Origin of the sequence: Bacteroides sp. DH3716P (assembly GCF_025914115.1) — a bacterium.
GTDB classification, from domain to species: domain Bacteria; phylum Bacteroidota; class Bacteroidia; order Bacteroidales; family Bacteroidaceae; genus Bacteroides; species Bacteroides ovatus.
Genome location: NZ_CP083673.1, coordinates 4868796 through 4887057 on the forward strand (window position 1 = coordinate 4868796; position 18262 = coordinate 4887057).

General features: G+C 45.3%; 13 protein-coding genes and 1 pseudogene. 4 read left to right on the forward strand and 10 right to left on the reverse strand.

Features of this window, described 5'->3' with window-relative positions; translation table 11 throughout:
• From dnaB to KQP79_RS18345, 4 genes are all read left to right on the forward strand, one after another.
• The gene (gene dnaB, locus KQP79_RS18330; protein ID WP_008644681.1) at positions 1–1380 is read left to right on the forward strand and encodes a replicative DNA helicase; all 1380 of its coding nucleotides are present in this window, start codon (positions 1–3) and stop codon (positions 1378–1380) included.
• A gap of 187 nt (positions 1381–1567) precedes the next feature.
• The gene (locus KQP79_RS18335; protein ID WP_004311307.1) at positions 1568–2074 is read left to right on the forward strand and encodes an HU family DNA-binding protein; all 507 of its coding nucleotides are present in this window, start codon (positions 1568–1570) and stop codon (positions 2072–2074) included.
• A gap of 120 nt (positions 2075–2194) precedes the next feature.
• Positions 2195–2488 (forward strand): hypothetical protein, encoded by a 294-nt coding sequence (locus KQP79_RS18340; protein ID WP_004304203.1) that lies wholly within the window; start codon positions 2195–2197, stop codon positions 2486–2488.
• A gap of 18 nt (positions 2489–2506) precedes the next feature.
• Positions 2507–2956 (forward strand): N-acetylmuramoyl-L-alanine amidase, encoded by a 450-nt coding sequence (locus KQP79_RS18345; protein ID WP_004304204.1) that lies wholly within the window; start codon positions 2507–2509, stop codon positions 2954–2956.
• 147 nt (positions 2957–3103) lie between these two features.
• On the opposite strand, the pseudogene KQP79_RS18350 reads toward KQP79_RS18345, so the two are convergent.
• The 10 genes and pseudogenes from KQP79_RS18350 to KQP79_RS18395 all read right to left on the reverse strand — a co-directional run.
• Positions 3104–3619, reverse strand: a pseudogene (locus KQP79_RS18350) (DUF4143 domain-containing protein); the annotation flags it as partial.
• 243 nt (positions 3620–3862) lie between these two features.
• Positions 3863–6430 carry a zinc-dependent metalloprotease gene (locus KQP79_RS18355; RefSeq protein WP_008016862.1) on the reverse strand — a complete coding sequence of 856 codons (2568 nt, stop codon included), beginning with the start codon at positions 6428–6430 and terminating at the stop codon, positions 3863–3865.
• Positions 6431–6472: 42 nt separating this feature from the next.
• On the reverse strand, positions 6473–7429 hold the full coding sequence (locus tag KQP79_RS18360; protein ID WP_004314313.1) for a fimbrillin family protein: 957 nt from the start codon (positions 7427–7429) through the stop codon (positions 6473–6475).
• Between the two features lie 55 nt (positions 7430–7484).
• Entirely contained in the window at positions 7485–9125 is a 1641-nt protein-coding gene (locus KQP79_RS18365; RefSeq protein WP_061447527.1) for a PKD-like family lipoprotein, read from the reverse strand.
• Positions 9126–9134: 9 nt separating this feature from the next.
• Complete coding sequence (locus tag KQP79_RS18370; RefSeq protein ID WP_004314272.1) at positions 9135–9860, reverse strand: DUF4843 domain-containing protein; 726 nt, start codon at positions 9858–9860, stop codon at positions 9135–9137.
• A 12-nt stretch (positions 9861–9872) separates the two neighbouring features.
• Positions 9873–11432 (reverse strand): RagB/SusD family nutrient uptake outer membrane protein, encoded by a 1560-nt coding sequence (locus KQP79_RS18375; protein ID WP_004304210.1) that lies wholly within the window; start codon positions 11430–11432, stop codon positions 9873–9875.
• An 8-nt stretch (positions 11433–11440) separates the two neighbouring features.
• Positions 11441–14578 carry a SusC/RagA family TonB-linked outer membrane protein gene (locus KQP79_RS18380; protein WP_008644674.1) on the reverse strand — a complete coding sequence of 1046 codons (3138 nt, stop codon included), beginning with the start codon at positions 14576–14578 and terminating at the stop codon, positions 11441–11443.
• 218 nt (positions 14579–14796) lie between these two features.
• The gene (locus tag KQP79_RS18385; RefSeq protein ID WP_004311314.1) at positions 14797–15969 is read right to left on the reverse strand and encodes an iron-containing alcohol dehydrogenase; all 1173 of its coding nucleotides are present in this window, start codon (positions 15967–15969) and stop codon (positions 14797–14799) included.
• A 133-nt stretch (positions 15970–16102) separates the two neighbouring features.
• The gene (locus tag KQP79_RS18390; RefSeq protein WP_004311315.1) at positions 16103–17113 is read right to left on the reverse strand and encodes a lysylphosphatidylglycerol synthase transmembrane domain-containing protein; all 1011 of its coding nucleotides are present in this window, start codon (positions 17111–17113) and stop codon (positions 16103–16105) included.
• A gap of 108 nt (positions 17114–17221) precedes the next feature.
• Positions 17222–18139 (reverse strand): phosphatase PAP2 family protein, encoded by a 918-nt coding sequence (locus tag KQP79_RS18395; protein ID WP_004326585.1) that lies wholly within the window; start codon positions 18137–18139, stop codon positions 17222–17224.
• Between the last annotated feature and the right edge of the window lie 123 nt (positions 18140–18262).

Consider the following 18262-nt stretch of genomic DNA (forward strand, 5'->3'; position numbering starts at 1 on the left):
ATGAATACCGAAAACAGAGTTTCGCCACAGGCTCCCGAAATAGAAGAAGCTATCATCGGCGCCTGCCTGATAGAACAGGGAGCCATACCACTGGTAGCCGACAAGCTGCGTCCCGAAATGTTCTACGTCCTGCGCCATCAGGTTATCTATGCCGCCATACTGGCCATGTATCATGCAGGAATAAAGATAGACATCCTCACCGTAAAAGAAGAGCTTTCCCACCGTGGAAAGCTCGAAGAGGCGGGCGGACCGTTCGGCATCACCCAATTGAGCAGCAAGGTGGCAACCTCCGCCCATCTTGAATATCATGCGCAGATCGTACACGAGAAATACCTGCGACGCGAAATGATTCTGGGGTTCAACAAACTCCTCGCCTGTTCGCTAGACGAAACGATGGATATTGACGACTCACTGGTAGACGCGCATAACCTGCTCGACCGTCTGGAAGGCGAATTCGGCCATAACAACCACATGCGCGACATGGATGAACTAATGACCGCCACCATGGTAGAAGCCGAAGGACGTATCGCCAACAACAAAAACGGAGTAACCGGCCTCCCTACCGGACTGGCGGATCTGGACCGCATGACGTCCGGACTACAGAAAGGCGAGTTGGTGGTGGTCGCCGCCCGTCCCGGCGTAGGAAAAACGGCATTCGCACTACACATGGCACGAAGCGCAGCAATGGCAGGGTATGCCGTAGCTGTCTACAGCCTCGAGATGCAAGGGGAACGACTAGCAGACCGATGGCTGACAGCGGTCAGCGAAATCAGCGCCCGCCATTGGCGATCGGGAACCGTCAGCCAACAGGAACTCGTAGAGGCACGCACAACAGCCGCTGACCTCAAACGCCTGCCGATACACGTAGACGACAGCACATCGGTCAACATGGAACATATACGTTCCAGCGCGCGACTGCTGCAAAGCCAACATGCGTGCGATGCTATTATTATCGACTACCTGCAACTCTGCGACATGACGACCGGTCAAAACAACCGCAACCGCGAACAGGAAGTGGCACAAGCCACCCGCAAGGCAAAATTGCTAGCCAAAGAACTGAATGTACCAGTCGTACTGCTTAGCCAGCTAAACCGCGAATCGGAAAACCGCCCTGCCGGCCGTCCCGAACTGGCTCATCTCCGCGAGAGCGGAGCTATTGAACAGGATGCAGACGTCGTCATGCTGCTCTACCGTCCCGCCCTTGCAAGGGTGACGACCGACCGGGAAAGTGGTTATCCCACCGAAGGTCTGGGAGTAGTCATCATAGCCAAGCAACGCAACGGAGAGACAGGAAACGTCTATTTCAGACATAATCCGGAAATGACCAAGATCACCGAATATGTCCCTCCGTTAGAGTATATGCTGAAACATGCCAAATAAGAAACAGTTACACTAATAATATACAATTTTATATTACAACATATAGCATAAATCATTTTCTCATTTTATTTCATTATACATACAATATATATAGCAAAACACTTGACTTTCCCTCTCATATTTCGTATATTTGTAATGTCGTAAGGACAGAGAAAATTTTATTACTTAAACCTTAACTTTTTATTGTATGAATGTATTAGTGGAGCGCTATCAGCGCAGAAAGTATGTGAATCAACCGGATTCACAGATGTTGTATTATGTACGCCAGAAATCGGGCACAGTGAGAGTGATGGACATCAACAAGCTGGCGGATGCCATCGAAGCGAACTCCTCGCTCACTGCAGGAGACGTGAAGCATGCCATTGAGGCTTTTGTCGAGCAGTTACGCCTATCGCTTACCCAGGGCGACAAGGTGAAGGTTGACGGATTGGGTACGTTTCATATCACATTGAGCAGCGAGGGGGCAGAAAAAGAGAAAGATTGCACGGTGCGCAGCATCCGCAAAGTAAATGTCCGTTTCGTGGCGGACAAGGCGCTTCAATTGGTAAATACGAGCCATGCCACTACCCGAGGCGAAAATAATGTCGATTTTATCCTGACAGCAAAGGGCGACGGAGAAGGTGACGATGACGGAAATAGCGGTAGCGGTGGAAACAGCGGCGGAAGCGGAGAAGCTCCGGACCCGGCAGCTTAATCTTTAAAACAGCGCCGCATGGATATTACGGAGTGATTTCTACAGTTACTCTCTATGCGGTTTCTGTTTTCTTCTACATTTATTTTTTAATTCTCAATTTTCAATCCTCAATTTATTAAAATGCTTGATAAAATCATAGAGATCATTATAACGATCCTGCCCTTTCTGGGCAGTAACCGCAAAAAGCGCAAAGTAATGGCGCAAGAAGTAAAAGAGTTCAGCGAACTGGTGAAAGACCAATATACTTTTCTGATGCAGCAGTTGGAAAAAGTGTTGAAGGATTATTTCGACCTTAGCTCGAAAGTGAAAGAGATGCATACGGAGATATTCTCATTAAGAGGTCAGCTGGCGCAGGCTGCCACCTTGCAATGCATCCATAAAGAGTGCTCGCAACGTAGCATGGCGGAAGCCTGACAATGAACGGTCTTATCCATGAGAACTATCAATCTAATAGTAATCCATTGCTCCGCCACGCGCGAGGACAAGAGCTTCACGGAATATGATCTGGATATCTGCCACCGCAGGCGCGGATTCAACGGAACGGGGTATCATTTTTATATCCGCAAGAACGGTGATATAAAGTCTACCCGTCCGATAGAAAAGGTCGGTGCGCATTGTCGCAGTTTCAACAAGGAAAGTATAGGTATCTGCTACGAAGGAGGACTCGACTGCATGGGACAACCGAAGGACACACGCACCTGTTGGCAAAAACACTCTCTGCGTGTATTAATTCTCACTTTATTGAAAGAGTATCCCGATTGCCGGATATGTGGACACCGGGATCTTAGCCCCGACCTGAACGGAAACGGCGAGATTGAACCGGAAGAATGGATCAAAGCCTGTCCTTGCTTTAATGCTGAAAAGGATTGGGATAAAGTCTAAAAAAATTAGCTTTATTATAATTTAGGCACGGATAACACGGATTTCACGGTTGCTTTGTACAAGCATAGCACTAACCGTGCAATCTGTGTAATCCGTGCCTAATCTTTAACTTATGATTTTGCTAGACTACGCGTTATCAAAGGCCGTTTAGAACCGACGTAATATGCTGTCTAATTTTCCAACGAGGTAAAAAGGTAGATTTATCAATTTGAATTCTTTTCCGTCTGCCGTCTTTACCTCATCCACAGCATAAGGCTGCGACCATATTCTGACTGCAACAGTCTGATTAGAGTGATTCATAAAAGAATGTAAGGAACGCAAGTGGGCGTTATGCCCTGATTTGACTTCAATGGGATAAACCATAGAATCCTGCACCCACACATAATCGACTTCTGCATTAGAACCACTTTTATTACGCACCCAGAAACAACGTTTCTGACTGACTTTATCTGTCAGTGTCAACAGTTCTTGCGCTACAATCTGCTCCGCTATCATACCACGCCAAGCATCCATTATATCTTTTGCTCCCAAAACCTCTTTCTGTACCTGTGCCGCATAATTCACCAATCCTGTATCTAACCAGACCAGTTTGGGCATACGCTTTATTTCAGGAGTGGCCGGAACTTCCGTTGCCGTAGTCGGATAAACTAATTCCAGCAACAAAGTTATAAAGAATTTCCAAAGATGGGGCAAAATACCATTGATTTTGTTTCAAAGATGGGGCAAAAGTCTATCGTTTATGTTCCAAAAATGGGGCAAATCCGCCTAATACTGTCGTAAAGATGGGGCAAAAAGAACGTATTTACAATCAGCTAATCTACAAATTAGACGACTTACCATGTACTAACTCCAATCGTACATCGTAAATCGTCTAATCGTAAATGAACTTAATCGTAAATTATTTTTCTACTTCACGTCGAATGCAGCATCAATCAACGCTTTCAAGTTCAGATAATGACTTCTGTATATTCCACTGGAAGCATTTGCCGCATTGGTCAGGTCTCTTCTAAGATCAGTCAACTGTCCGCGTGCAATAGTCGGTGCTTCAGAAGGGAAATCGAAAGCTACGAGCGAATAACCACCCAGACTTCCGAGCGAACCGGAACTGTTCTTCGGTTTATCAAGCATTCCAATCAACGCATTGACATAAGTCTTTTGCAAACTACGTTGGGAAGCATCCGGTTTCTTTCCTCCTTGCATATCGCTCCAGATACTCTTCTTCAAATCACGGAACAAATCGTTGGCTGTGTATGCCTTCGCTCCGTTGACCAGTTCGTTGTCCGTCATCTTATCAAGTGTGCGGCTGCTAAGCAGTTGTTTCAATGTACTGCTCTGTACACGGTAGATCGAATTGAAAGTATTGATACCAGTTCTTTCGGACAGTTTATCATCCATCAGCCAGGTCGGTGTGGTAAACAGTTCCTTGTTCAGGAAGTCGACCGCTTTCTTCTGAATATCCTTCGGAACATATTCCACCGCTTTCATGTCTGTCTGTTCCACAGAAATCGGATTGTGGTAGATACCGGCCACATTGGTAGCCACATGGCCCATGTACAAGTCGAATTGTCCCACCACATTCTGATACAAACGGACAGCTTTCATATAACCCTCATTCGGTTCATAAGTCCAGTTCATGATTTCAGGCATCACACGTTTCAGGTTTTTGATTCCATACGAGCTTGCCAGCATGGCATCATCTCCCAAATCTTCACTCTGGTTGCGGGGATCGTTTCTGTCGAGTTCCGTTCCGAACGTATAGCGTTTGTCCTCCCGCAGCTTCTCAATGATCCACTTATTCAAATGAGGTATTTCGGCTTCCGCCGTTTCATATTCAGGCATCCAACGATAGCCCCATTCAATCGCCCATTTATCATACATACCGATACGGGGGAATATTCCCGAACGTGAAACGTTGTCTTCCGGCTGTGCCACATAGTTGAAGCGTGCATAGTCCATGATAGACGGTGTATGACCGTTGGCTTCCACCCATATTTTGTCTCTAAGTTTCTCTACCGGGACGGTATTGGAAGAACCGAAGTTATGACGCAGTCCTAATGTATGTCCCACCTCGTGGGAAGATACAAAACGTACCAGTTCGCCCATCAGTTCATCGTCGAACATCGGTTTGCGTGCTCCCGGATCAATGGCTCCTGCCTGCACGATGTACCAGTTGTAAAGCAGGCTCATCACATTGTGATACCAGTTGATATGCGTTTCAAGAATTTCACCGCTGCGAGGGTCGTGCACGTGAGGTCCGCTTGCGTTCGGAATATCGGAAGGCTTGTACACGATAGCCGAATGGCGGGCGTCTTCCAAGCTCCAGGTAGGATCGTCCGTCGGTGCTTCTTTGCCGAAGATTGCATTTTTGAATCCTGCTTTCTCAAAAGCGGCTTGCCAGTCGTTCACTCCCTGAATAAGGTACGGAACCCATTTCTTCGGAGTGACAGGGTCGATATAAATGATAATCGGTTTCTTTGGTTCCACCAATTCGCCACGCAGGTATTTCTCGCGGTCTTCGTCTTTGGGTTCGAGACGCCAGCGGGTGATATTCGCTTTATACTTCACTCCTTGCGGATTCTCGTCAAAATCCTTATAGCTCACAGCAAAGTAACCTACCCGGTCGTCGTGCAATCTCGGTTTCATCGGTTCCTTGGGAAGTAATAGCATAGAGCTGTTCAGTTCGTAAGTCAACGGAGTGGTAGAGGTGGCAAAGAAAGCTGCCAGCAGTTTCTCAAGTCCACTGCCTCCTCCTTTCTTCCGCTGGAAGGTACGCACGGTACGTATTTCGATGTTTTGCGGAAAGGCTTTCAGTGTGTCGATATAACTGGCGTCGTCTACCATGCTGCTCGCTCCGATGTTGTCTTTCACCCGGCTGGTGAATGAAAACATTTCGTTGTCCTTACGGATATAGTCGGTCATGTCGATCACATAGTTGGTAGTTTCTCCTTCTTTACGGACAGTTTTCAGCGGGAAGGTGGCCACAATGGGTTGAACATTGGAGTTCAATACGGCCTGATACATACCCAGTGTATCAGCAGAATGTTCGAGATAAGAGATTTCACGCACGAACAGTTTGTCGCCGCGTCCTTTCTCGAAACGGATCACTTCGTCGCTGATGTAATCTCCCGGATAGCCTACTTTACGTTTCTGCGCGTCTACCGGTGCTTTCACAACTCTGTTCACAATCAAAATATCACGTCCGAAAAGAGAGTCGGCTATTTCGAAGAAATATTTACCATCTACGTAATGCACTTTAAAAAAGCCGTCCATTGTTTTGGCTTTGCCGGTGATTACTTTTGCGTAAGGTTGCAGAGCATCTTTCTTACTCTTGGCAATGGAGTCAGCCTTGGCTTTATCCACCGCTTCCGTCTTGCTCTTCTTTTTCTTCTTTTTCTTGAAGATGTCCGTCGATTGTGCTCCGGCCAATGGAACGATCATTGCCAGAATCATCAGAATTGAAACTAATTTCTTCATGCTTTCTTTTTTAATATTTATATACAGATACAAAGATAATAATTATTCGATACCGGCAATGCCATACATATTTAAGTTGTTGATACTAGACATCTTTTCATTCGGTTTGCCTGAAATAGTATATTCCTGTCCATCAATTGTCAAAGTAAAATTATAGGTATAAGTTAGCCCTGTTTCAAAAGGTACGGCAATCATCATATAACAGGTCTCCAAACTGGCACCAAAATACCCGGCAGTTATCTCGAAGCCGCCATTAGGAAGATTATAAGTAATACTGTTTATCGGAGTACCGGAAATTTTACCTGTCGACAAATCTACAGTTGCTCCATCTTCGTAGGCAATCGGATGGTCACAGCTCACCACCACTTTAGTAAATTTCTTACCGACAAAAGAATCCGGGCATCCCGCACCCGGTAAAGTGATTTGAGAAAACAATGGTTTGAATTCTCCCAAAGAAACAGTTGCAGCAGAATAGCTAGATGTAGTAGCCGAAGCATAAGCAAAGCTATAATTACGATGCGGCATAAACTCTGATTCATAATACTCCTGCACAGCTAAGTTGGGCAAAGCGACAGCCTTATAATCTTGTGAAGCTGCGTTATAGGGCGTATAGGCATAAATAGTGTGATCGCCACCCTTAAATCCTGCAGCAAGTTCGGAAGAAGGATTCAGCGTAATATCTTCAGTCACACGACTATCACGATCATATACTATATACGTTTTACCATCCAATTCTGTAGTAGTAGCCACCGCTACTTCCGACGGAGCATACGGCAAGTTATCCTGCGGTTTGCCATCGGACAACACATATATTCCTATCTTGTCCGCTTCAATCCATCCCTGGCTTCCATGGGAATACACATTATAAGCACCGGAAACAGCAATTTTCCCCACTACGGGAATATCTGCATCTTCTTCTTCACCATCGTCACTGCTGCAACTTACTGAAGACAATACTAAAGCTACACAAGCAGCAAAATAAAACAGTCTATTTTTCATACTTTTCTCGTTTAAATGATTAATTATTTACTGATAGGTTATTTTCTTTTTCCAATTAATATTCTCCTTCATAGTTCGTGCACCATACCATGCCTTTCACATCGCCAAACCCGCTAAAAGTCTTCAATTCCAAATCGGGAGCAAAACCTTCGAAGAGACGTACCATCTGGCTCGTGTTTACATCGATGATGGCGATATCCCCATTTTCCTGCGAAAGTGCCAGCCGGAAATTCGGATCAGTGCTATTTCCCCCATAGCCATAAAACTCACAAACAACAGGACTTCCACTGATGCCGGTGATACGGCTGCCTGCTGTGTAAGCCAGCATATGGCTGCGCATCTGCATACTGTATATATAGAGATTCTTATCTCCATCGGTAAAGTAGAAATAAGGGTTCTTTTCAAAATTGGAGGACATCTTAATGACACTTTGCGGAGTCAATAAGGAGCTGCCGCTGAATCCGTATTGATCCGTACCGGTTATCAGGTGAGAGTTATTATCCATGTCTTTTACGGCAAACTCGTGCAAATCATAATTTCCGGTTCCCTGCACGTCAATCAGCGACACGTAGTTTGACCAAAATGTCAGCCCGCCGTTGGAGGCTACATCTTTCTTTTCGTAAGCCCCTATTGCCAGGCAGCGGGTTCCCGCTCCCATATTGTTCACCCGCAACACACCGGAGGGAACTTCCAAATCCTGATCGTATGTTTTGAAGTAGACGATGGCAGGAGTATAAACTGCTCCCCACTGCGGATAATGTGTAATGCCGATAAAACGGGCATTTTGCTCATCATACAAGATACAACGTTCTTCGTCGGCACACCAATAAGTGACGTTGTGGAACGGTGCGAAACAGGTGATACGGCTACCTCCCTCAAACTCATACGGCATGGCGCCGTACTTCCCGTAATAAGGAATCGCTTTATTGTCAGTGCCTACGGCACGGATATACACTTCCCCCTGTTCGGAGCAAATCACGTAATATTCTTCCTTGAATGCGAAGTCCATTATCTTCAAGCCTTCCGGCTCTTTACGGTTTTCAAATTCGTGGGCAAGCCACATGTCTTTTTGCAACGAATTGCCATCTAGCGTGACACTTCCACTACCCTGATTTATCAGGATTTTCGGCAAACCTGACACGTAGGAACCGGAGATAGAGCCTAATACATAATAGTAATAGATCCCGAGCGGGTCTGTACCCAGACCATCTTCGATGATGTTTTCTACATCGTGCGTAGCCCGGAGGCCGGGATTGATGAAAGATAAAGAAGATTTTCCGTCTCCTTTGTTGGAGAGAATCATCCAGCCCCAGTCGAAACTGTTCTTTCCCGTCAAGGTATATTTATTGCTGATGTATGTTTCATTCGTTTCCTTATTGATGACTTTCAGTATCAGTTCGTACGTTCCGCCTTTTTCGAACTGATACTTCAGATGATAACCTGTGTAGATCAGTTCACGGTTCAGATACCATTGAACGGTGAAAAGTTCATCAACATTCCCGATGTCCGTTGAGAAGTTGATGGGCGCATCCATCTCGAAAAGGTTGCCTACCATAAACGTGTAGTCCGATGAAGCGGAGTTCACAAAAGAAACTTTGGTAGAGTTTGTATAGTCATAGTTTCCCAAATCGTCATAACAGCCGGTTATCACGAGAAGCTGCAGGATTGAAATGAATAGTATTGTTTTTCGCTTCATAATTTATTATCAGTTATCGAGAATGGTTTCATACAGCGGTGTCACTCCGTCTGTATCATAATATTGGTAATTGCCTTGCTGCCACTGGTCTTTCCACCAGGCCTTGAAGTCGGCTATCAGGTTGACAAACTCAATACCGGTGTATTTATCCAATGATTCGAGTATCTCACCATCCATGAAAATGATAAAAACACGGTATTTCATATCCGAATAAGTACCCAGATTGGCTGCCGAACTCTGGTTCCACCAAACAGGTTGGGAAATCCGGTCGGTCACTTGAATCGTGACGTGTTTGTATTCTGCCGGACCCACCAGACAGTTTTCCACTGCATCCAGTGAAAGGGTAAGGGTGTAGTCTGTGTTGAGCAGGTCTTCATTGCGATAGACGGTGACTTCGTAGGTGTCTTCCGCCAGTCCGCTATGGAAGATGCCGGAGGTCAAAGGGGCATAGTCGATGCCGGAACGGGCGGTGCTTTTCTCTCCCACTGCGGAAATATCACAGGTGGCATTTTCTTCGAGCAGGTAGCCAAGAAGTGTCATTTTCACTTTCACGGTTCCTTCTCGAAGCAAGGGTGCATCTGTAGCAAAGTTGAATGTTATTTTCTGTGGAGACTTATCGCTCATGTAAGTAAAATAGACGTAATTGTCTCCATTATAAACGTCCAGCTGCTCTTCACTGCAAGAGGTGAGAACGAACAGCAGGCAGAAGATGGTATATGTCAATATTCGTTTCATCTTATCCGGGCATTAGTTGGTTGTTTCACTGGTAGGCAATGGAAGTACATAAGAACCTGTCATGTTGATTTCTCCTTCCTCGTCGGAATCGGGCACGGTGGAGAGGTTCATCCGTTTGTAGGTGTAGAAGGTTCCACCTTCGCCTATCATTTCTTTCCGTATATCGAGCAGTATTTCGGCATCCAGTTGTTCACGGGTGCTGACTGTCAGACTAAGGGTACGTTCAGCTCCACGGGCTTTTCGAACTGTTTCGAGGTAGTTGATTCCTTCGGTTATCTTGCCATTATAGCTACTGATCTCCGCCAGGATATGACAGATTTCACTGAACCGGATCACTGGTATCATCGGATTCTCCATTGCTTCTACTACTGATTCTACGGAAGGGTTATACTTCAGTGTGTAATACTTCGACTGGGTTTCATTGGTAGTCCCGATCAGGTAGGTGAGCCGATAGTCGGTATATACGCCCGTATTGTCCGAAGCAAACAGGGAAGGGATATTTGCCAACGGCAAACGGGTGGTTGACGAAGAAGAGGAAGAGCCCCATACGGCCTGTTCATAATCCGTAGCCAGCTGTTTCTTGTACAAGCCGAACAATATGTCGTGGGAGACTTTTGTATATCGGGAATTGAGATTGCAGGTAATGTTCTCTCCTTCTGTAAAGCCTATCCACCGTTTCTGCTGATAATAGGTGTTGTAAAGTTCTTTGGCGGCTGTCTCGGCATTCTTGTAATAGGCAGGACCGGCATAGATGCAGACACGGGCTTTCAACCCCAGCAATGCCAGATAGTTGAAGCGGATGCCACGATACCAGAAGAATGCTCCCATATCGTCTATATAGGAACCGGAGTTGAAGCGGTAGCGGGCATTCCATTCGGGAGTAGGTTCGTACATTTGTGAAGCGTACATCGCTTCGGGATGGTATTCGGTGTCAAACTTACGCAGAATGTCTTCCGCTTCGAGCAGGTCTTTCAGGACTTTCTCGATAAAATCGGTAACGGTACATTTTTCTACCACTGCGGCTTCGTATTTATCGCGGTAAGGAAGATAGGCGCCCGAAGGATTGGTTGCCGTTGCAGGAGCAAACAAGCGAAGCAGGTCAAAATGCATCATGGCTCTTAATGACAAGGCTTCGGCGTAAATGAGGTTTTTCTCTTCTTCTCCGTATTCGAACAAAGAGATGTCCGTGGGCCGGATGTTCTCGATGAGCTTGTTCAGGTTGGCTATCACTTTATAGCCTTTTTCCCAGATAGCTGTCACGACGGGTTCGGTGTCGACCGTGTTATAGATAAGTTCGGAAGCGTCGGCATACATCGGAGAGATGGTTCCCGCCTTTTGATTGTATTGCTGGGAGATGGCACTAAGGAATCCCCAGCTTAGTTGCTTACCGTAAAGTTCGTCGGACGCCAGATTGGTGTAGATACCATTCAGGGCATTCCGGTAGCCGAAACCGGTGGAAAACAGATCGTCGTCGGCTATCGCATTTTCTGGTGTTACGTCCAGCCAGGCATTGCAGGAAACGGCTAACATTCCTGTCAGGGCTATTAGTATATGGCTGATTAGTTTCTTCATTTGTATGGTTAGAATATGATGTTAGTAGTCAGATTGAATGAACGCGAATAAGGATAATCCAGTCCCCGTTCCTGACGGATGGTAGACCAATAGAACAGGTCGTTCATCGTGAACGAAAGACGCAGGCCGGATAGATGGAGTTTCTTTAATTGTTCGGGACGGAAATTGTAGCTCATTGTCAATGAACTCCATTGCAGGGTATTGTTTTTCTGTACAAAACGCGAAGATGCGCCGGTGGTGACATTACGGTCACGAATATCTTTCATGGTGGTTATGTCTCCCGGTTTCTGCCAACGGTCGAGCAATACCCGCTTATCTACATTGTCATTTTTAATGTCGGCATTCTCTACATAGGAGACGAGGGTATTGTTGTAAGCATCTCCACCAAAAGTATAGAGGAAAGAAGCAAACATGGATAACTGTTTATAGGACAGGGTATAACCGAATGAGCCTTGTCCCTTGGGAGCTGTATCGCCAATAATGGTCCATTCGTCGGCAGACCATACATCGGTAACGTCACCATTCCGGCGAAGGTAGATTTCTTTGCCGTTTGTGGGGCTGATTCCCAATGACTTCATCCCGTAAATAGAGGTCAGAGAGGCTCCTTCGTAATATTTCAGGTATGTTTTAGCATATTTTGAATCGGAGCTGCTTTCGGGGTTATATCCGCTGAACAGTTCTTCCACTCTTTTATTATAGTCGCGCATTGCCTGGGAGATTTCAATAATCGTGTTTTTGTTTCTTGCAAAGCTGCCGTAGAGCTGGAAGAGCCAGTTTCTGTCACTGTAAAGTCGTGCCCGCAGTTCCAGTTCGACGCCGGTGTTTTTCACCTTTCCCATGTTTTCTTTGTAGGAGGTGAATCCGGTAGAGGAAGGGATGGTATAATCGGTTATCAGGTCGATGGTACGCTCGTCGTAGGCAGAGGCTTTCAGATAGATTTTATCGTGCCACAGTCCGATTTCAACTCCATAGTCGAGGGTGTATTTACGTTCCCATTTCAGGTTCGGATTTCCCATCTGATAGAGGAATACACCGTAGCCTGTGGGATACCAGCTGTCTGTTTGCAGCTGATACATATCTTTGGCCGAATAGAGGGAGAAGTTGGTCTTTCCGGTCAGTCCGTAGGAGGCACGGAACTTCAACATGGAGAAGAGTTCGTTCGACTTCATAAAATCATAATTATGAATGTTGATTCCTGCTCCTGTTGACCAGAACATGGACCATCTTTTATCGGAACCAAATTCGGAAGAACCGTCGATACGTCCTGTAAGGTCGGCGAGATAGATATTGTTATAGGTGTAGTTGGAAGTAAGCAAGGCTCCTACCAAGCGGGTGGTATTGTCGGAGCTGCTGGGCTTTCCGTATACTTCTGCCGCATAGTTTGAAGAGACAAGGTCGCCACCAGGGAATCCCCGGTAACGTGTTTCGGAAGCAGTGCTCTGCGTTTGTCTCATGTTGGAGGACAAGCAGATATTGAGATTGTGTCCCTTGAAGGTATTGTTGTACATGAGTGACAGGCTTCCGTCTATCACTGTTCTCTTTTGTGTGGATTCTGTTTTTTCACCATTGATGTTGCCTGTACTGGCTGAATAACTGGCCGATGCGGGATCTTTGTACAGATCACCGGTAGAATTTCTCATCAGGACGGAGAACTGACCGCGCAGACGCAGACCGTCGGTGATACGCCAATTCAGACTAAGATCATCGGTTACTTCATCATAACCGGAATGGTCGAAGCTGTTGTAGAAGTTGATTTCGTACAGTGGATTTACTTGTGTGCCGCTAGCCCCGTCGAACTTTTCGAGACGGCGCACATAATCGCCATTTTCATCATACAGACGCATATAAGGAAGTAAATGGGAGTAATCGCTGAATGAATTGAAGGGGACATCTGTGCTTTTGTTATAAGTGTAGGTCACTTTGTTCTTTATTTGTAGTCCGCCAATGCGGTAGTCTACATAAAAAGCGGCATTGGCATTCTTACGGGAAGAGTGTTTCATCACTCCTTCCGTTCCTCTGAATCCCAGTTCCACTCCCCAGCGCACGTCGTTTTCTCCACCGTCTATGAAAACGGAGTGTTTATGGTTCAGAGCCGTGCGCAGTCCTTGAGAAAGCCAATAGGTATCGACACCTGTCAGTACATTATTGAGTCGTTGGTAGTAACCGTTGGTATAGGGGTCTATTTCCGGGGTGTTGCTGTCATATAGTCCTGCCAGGCGTTCGGTTTCCAGCTTCTCACGGGCGTTCATCAGATTGTAGGAGGATAAATCCGGCAGTTCGGCAGAAAGTACTCCGGAATACTGTACACGGAACTTTCCGGCTTCGGGCGCACGCCGTTCAATGACAATTACTCCGTTGGCCGCACGTGAACCGTACATGGCAGTGGCGGCAGCATCTTTCAGGATATTGATGCTGTGGATGCTATTCATATCGAGGTCGTATATCTTTTCTACATCGACTTCAAAGCCGTCCAGTATGAAGATAGGCAGGTTGGAATTACCGCTTAGCACTTCCCGCGAAATGGAGGAGGTGGAGGTCTGCCCAAGTGTCGTTTCTCCGATACCGGTCTGACCACGCAAGACGAATTGAGGCAGGCTGTTGGGATCGGAACCAGCAGCCAGATTCTCCTGTATTCTGAAAGAGGGATCGAAAGTCTGAATGGCCGAAATCAGGTTGTTCGGGTTGACTTTTAACAGGTCTTCTTTCTCTATCTTTGTGGTATTTCCTGTGAAACTTTCTTTCTGTATGGAGTTATAGCCGGTTACAATCACTTCCTGAATACTTTCGGTAGCTTCTACCATCTGCACATCGACTTTCTGCCGGGAAGTGACTTTGATTTTACGGGTTTCAAAACCGATGTAAGAATAGATAACCAGACCGCCTTTTTCGGGCAGGGTCAATACATAGCAACCGTTTATATCGGTAATTACACCAGTAGAATGACCATCCAAACGAATCGTCACTCCTACCATCGGTTCTTTAGAGAGTTTCTCAATCACCCGGCCATAAACATAATTTCCGTGTGGAGGAAGAAGATATGTCTCTTTTGAATTATTTTTGTTTTGGGCTATTGCATTAGTAGATAGTGATAAAATGTATACAAACAATAAGATTCTATTCAAAGCCCCGGAATTTAGCTTTTGCATAACGGATATATATAGTTATTACACCCGCAAAAGTATTCTTATATGATAGACGGAGCAATCACGAATTTTAGGTATTTTACACAACTATTATACCAAAATATAATTAAAGCAAAATCTTTTTGCTTCTGTTTAGGTATTAATCAATAGCAAAAAGAATAACTGCATCATTTATCCTCTATCAAAAGGCAAATGATGCAGCTGTCGGTTATATCTGTTTTTTATAATGCCAGACGGTATATCTCTTTGCTGTCCCGTTTCGCTAATTTGACATAGTTGCCTACCAATTCACCTTTATTCCGGTGCAGACTATCTGCAAGGCGGTCGATGTCGGGATTCTCAATGCCAAGTTCTTTGAAGGTCACAGGCAGGCCGATGGAAGTAAAGAAGGATTTCAGACGGGAAATTCCTTCAAGGGCTACCGCCTTTTTATCGTCTGATTCTGCCACTCCCCACACTCGGATGGCGTATTGGGCTATCTTACCCACATTGTGTTCTGTCATCCATGTCATCCAGGCAGGGAAGATTACGGAGAGTCCGGCACCATGAGTCACGTTATAGATGGCGCTGATTTCATGTTCGAGGAAGTGGGAAGCCCAGTCCTCTTCACAACCTACACCACAGGTTCCATTGTGGGCGATCGTTCCGCACCACATCAGATTGGCACGGGCTCCGTAGTTTTCGGGGTCTTTCATGACGGTAGTTGCCTCTTTGATGATGGTAAGCAGTGTACCTTCGCACAAGCGGTCGCCTATTTCCACTTCTTTTGTATTGGTGAAATAGCGTTCCATGATGTGTGCCATCATATCGGCAATGCTGCAGGCGGTTTGGAAAGGAGGAAGTGTGTAGGTCAGCTCGGGGTTCATCACGGCAAAAACAGGACGTAGTACACCGGGAGCACGGAGGCTTAATTTCTGTAAGCCATCGACTTTCGTGATGACGGTGTTACCGGAACCTTCGCTTCCGGCAGCAGGAATCGTTAACACAACGGCTACTTTCAATGCTTTCGTCACAATGGCTTTTCCGATGTAGAAATCCCAGAAATCTCCGTTGTAAGGAACTCCGGCTGCAATGGCTTTCGCCGTATCAATCACAGAGCCACCACCAACGGCGAGCATCATGTCTACGTTTTCTTTCCGGCAGAGGTTGATTCCTTCATACACTTTCGTGTCTATCGGGTTAGGCTGTACACCGCCCAGCATACAATAGGGAATACCTGTTTCCTGCAATGATTTCTCAACACGGGCCAACAAGCCGCTACGTATCACGGAACCGCCGCCATAAACAATCATCACTTTACGTGCACCGTATTTCTGTACTAACACTCCGGTCTGCGCTTCCGTATCCCGACCGAACACGAATTCAGTAGGGCTGTAAAAGATAAAATTATTCATTGTCGTTTTCTTTATAGGTCTTTTCGTCAGTCTTTTCTATAGATCCAGATAGAACTCCTTTGACAAGTTTTTCTATAAGTTCTTTTATAGAGCCCTTCATAAGGGTCTTTATAGATCAGACAAAGTTATAAATTTAAGCAGAATATCTTTCTTTTGATTGTTTAAAATTTCCTACTTTCATTAGTACAAGTCCGATTACAATCCAGACCATTTCGCGTACACGGGTAATCAAAGCGGCATAGACTCCGTAAGCTCCGGAAAGGGAAAGGCCGCCTACGGCGAGGGCAAAGCCACCTTCACGACCTCCCAATTGCATAGGCAGGAAAAACAGCAGATTAGCAAGTAAAGAAGAGAAAGCCGCAATCAGGCAGCAGTCGGCAAAGCTGACATGGGTGGTCAGCACGTTCAGTATCAGCCATATTTCAAGACAACTGACTACACGGGCGGTATATTCCAGTATGAGGGCGCTATAAAAGGTTTGTTTCTTTTGTTGGTGGAGAAGGGCAATTTGTTTGTCTATATTCTCCAACTTCTCTTTATGCGCATTTGCAAAATGAAATACTTTCTTTTTCAGAAAAGGAATACGACCACCCATACGGACAAAAGCCACAGCCATCCCCTGCCGATAGCCTTTCATAAAAAGAATAACAATCAGCAAGCAAAAGACAGTAATAGCTCCTAAGATTATCCCCATCATCCACCCCACCGGATAGAGACAAACGTAAAGCAACACTGAACTTAACCAAAAGCAAAAGTGGGAAAAGATATGCATCATCACATAAAGAATCACGGAAGAGGTGGCGCGTTCTATTCCTATATAGGGTTTCAGCTCCATAATACGATATGGTTCGCCTCCCATCAGCCCAACAGGAGTCACGTAATTAAGCGCAAAACCTGTTACTGTGAATTTGTAGAGCCGGACAAATGAAAACCCCGTCTTACCACCACTACGGATGATGATGTACCACGATACTGTATTAATAAGGTAGACAAACAGCCATAGCAACAAAACCAAAGGTAAATATACCCCTGCACGCTTCAAATTCAGCCAAAGCTCCTGATAATCCATATCAAAAGTGAATATCATTATCAGAACGGCAATGATACCAAAAGCGAGAAATATATTACGGTACTTGTTCTTCACTATTTGTGAGACTTATATCTATTTTTTATATGGGTATATATCTGCTTTTATATGAGTATATACTTGCTTTTTGTATGGGTATATATCTCACTTTATTCACATATAATCTTACTTTATATACGTATAATATCTTTCGAAGAATCTTTTGAACGCCGGGATTCTCATCAATATGTATTCGAATACCAGCCAACCGATTAACGCGCAAGAGATGCCAAGTAATACATCAATGATATAATGATGGCATGAATAAATAGCTGTTCCCCAAATGCCGACCATGATAATAGAGAAAAGAGTAACCACATACCACCTGCATTTACCAATAATGGCATACACCAATGCAACTACCATATAGGCCGCGTGCAGTGAAGGCACTGCCGCAAAAACATTAGCATTACGCCCGTAGATAGAATCAAAGATGGTTACTCCGAAGAATGCATCAAAGCGTCCCAATCCTGCAACATTACCCGGTGTGTTTAATATCGGTTCGAAACCGTAGTTGATGGCATACCAAGGCGGAGCGGCCGGATGAATATAATAACCGGCAAAACCAATCAAATTGACAAACAAGAATACTAACGCAAAGCGAAGGTAGGTTTTTCTTTCCTTCTTGAAATACAGGCAAAGACCGAACAGGATGGGAACGGGAACCCAACAAAGGTAGAAGATTCCGGCAAAAACGTCCGCTATCGGCCAGTTGTGTGCAGCGAAGTATTCGCAAGGAGTAACCAGAAGACCATTATCCATTACTCCGAAAAGAGACTTTTCGAGATTATACAGTCCGGCCACATCAATCGGGTTCACTTCGTAGTTGGGGCAAATACGCATCCAGTCATACGAGATTCCAAAAATGGCGAAAGGTAACAGGGCCACAGCCAACTTACGAGTAGGTAATCCGGCAAAAAATAAAACTAAATAGAGTACCGCCATTAACAGGTGCTCGGAACGAAGCCCGATGAAGATACTTGTCAGCAAAAGGAAAAGAGCCATAATGACTGTCACAGTCAGGGCTTCTCTCTTCGACGGCATTTGAATATTCTTTATCATTATAATGTTTTGATTAGACAACTAGACTATTTACTATTGGACTATTTACGATGTACTATTTAGGATGTACGATGTAAATAGTAAATCGTCCAACAATAAATTAAT

Bases quoted from the DNA above. Each gene is read 5' to 3' on its own strand.
- dnaB (WP_008644681.1), top strand. From the start codon at position 1: ATGAATACCGAAAACAGAGTTTCGCCACAGGCTCCCGAAATAGAAGAA.
- KQP79_RS18335 (WP_004311307.1), top strand. From the start codon at position 1,568: ATGAATGTATTAGTGGAGCGCTATCAGCGCAGAAAGTATGTGAATCAA.
- KQP79_RS18340 (WP_004304203.1), top strand. From the start codon at position 2,195: ATGCTTGATAAAATCATAGAGATCATTATAACGATCCTGCCCTTTCTG.
- KQP79_RS18345 (WP_004304204.1), top strand. From the start codon at position 2,507: ATGAGAACTATCAATCTAATAGTAATCCATTGCTCCGCCACGCGCGAG.
- KQP79_RS18355 (WP_008016862.1), bottom strand. From the start codon at position 6,430: ATGAAGAAATTAGTTTCAATTCTGATGATTCTGGCAATGATCGTTCCA.
- KQP79_RS18360 (WP_004314313.1), bottom strand. From the start codon at position 7,429: ATGAAAAATAGACTGTTTTATTTTGCTGCTTGTGTAGCTTTAGTATTG.
- KQP79_RS18365 (WP_061447527.1), bottom strand. From the start codon at position 9,125: ATGAAGCGAAAAACAATACTATTCATTTCAATCCTGCAGCTTCTCGTG.
- KQP79_RS18370 (WP_004314272.1), bottom strand. From the start codon at position 9,860: ATGAAACGAATATTGACATATACCATCTTCTGCCTGCTGTTCGTTCTC.
- KQP79_RS18375 (WP_004304210.1), bottom strand. From the start codon at position 11,432: ATGAAGAAACTAATCAGCCATATACTAATAGCCCTGACAGGAATGTTA.
- KQP79_RS18380 (WP_008644674.1), bottom strand. From the start codon at position 14,578: ATGCAAAAGCTAAATTCCGGGGCTTTGAATAGAATCTTATTGTTTGTA.
- KQP79_RS18385 (WP_004311314.1), bottom strand. From the start codon at position 15,969: ATGAATAATTTTATCTTTTACAGCCCTACTGAATTCGTGTTCGGTCGG.
- KQP79_RS18395 (WP_004326585.1), bottom strand. From the start codon at position 18,139: ATGCCGTCGAAGAGAGAAGCCCTGACTGTGACAGTCATTATGGCTCTT.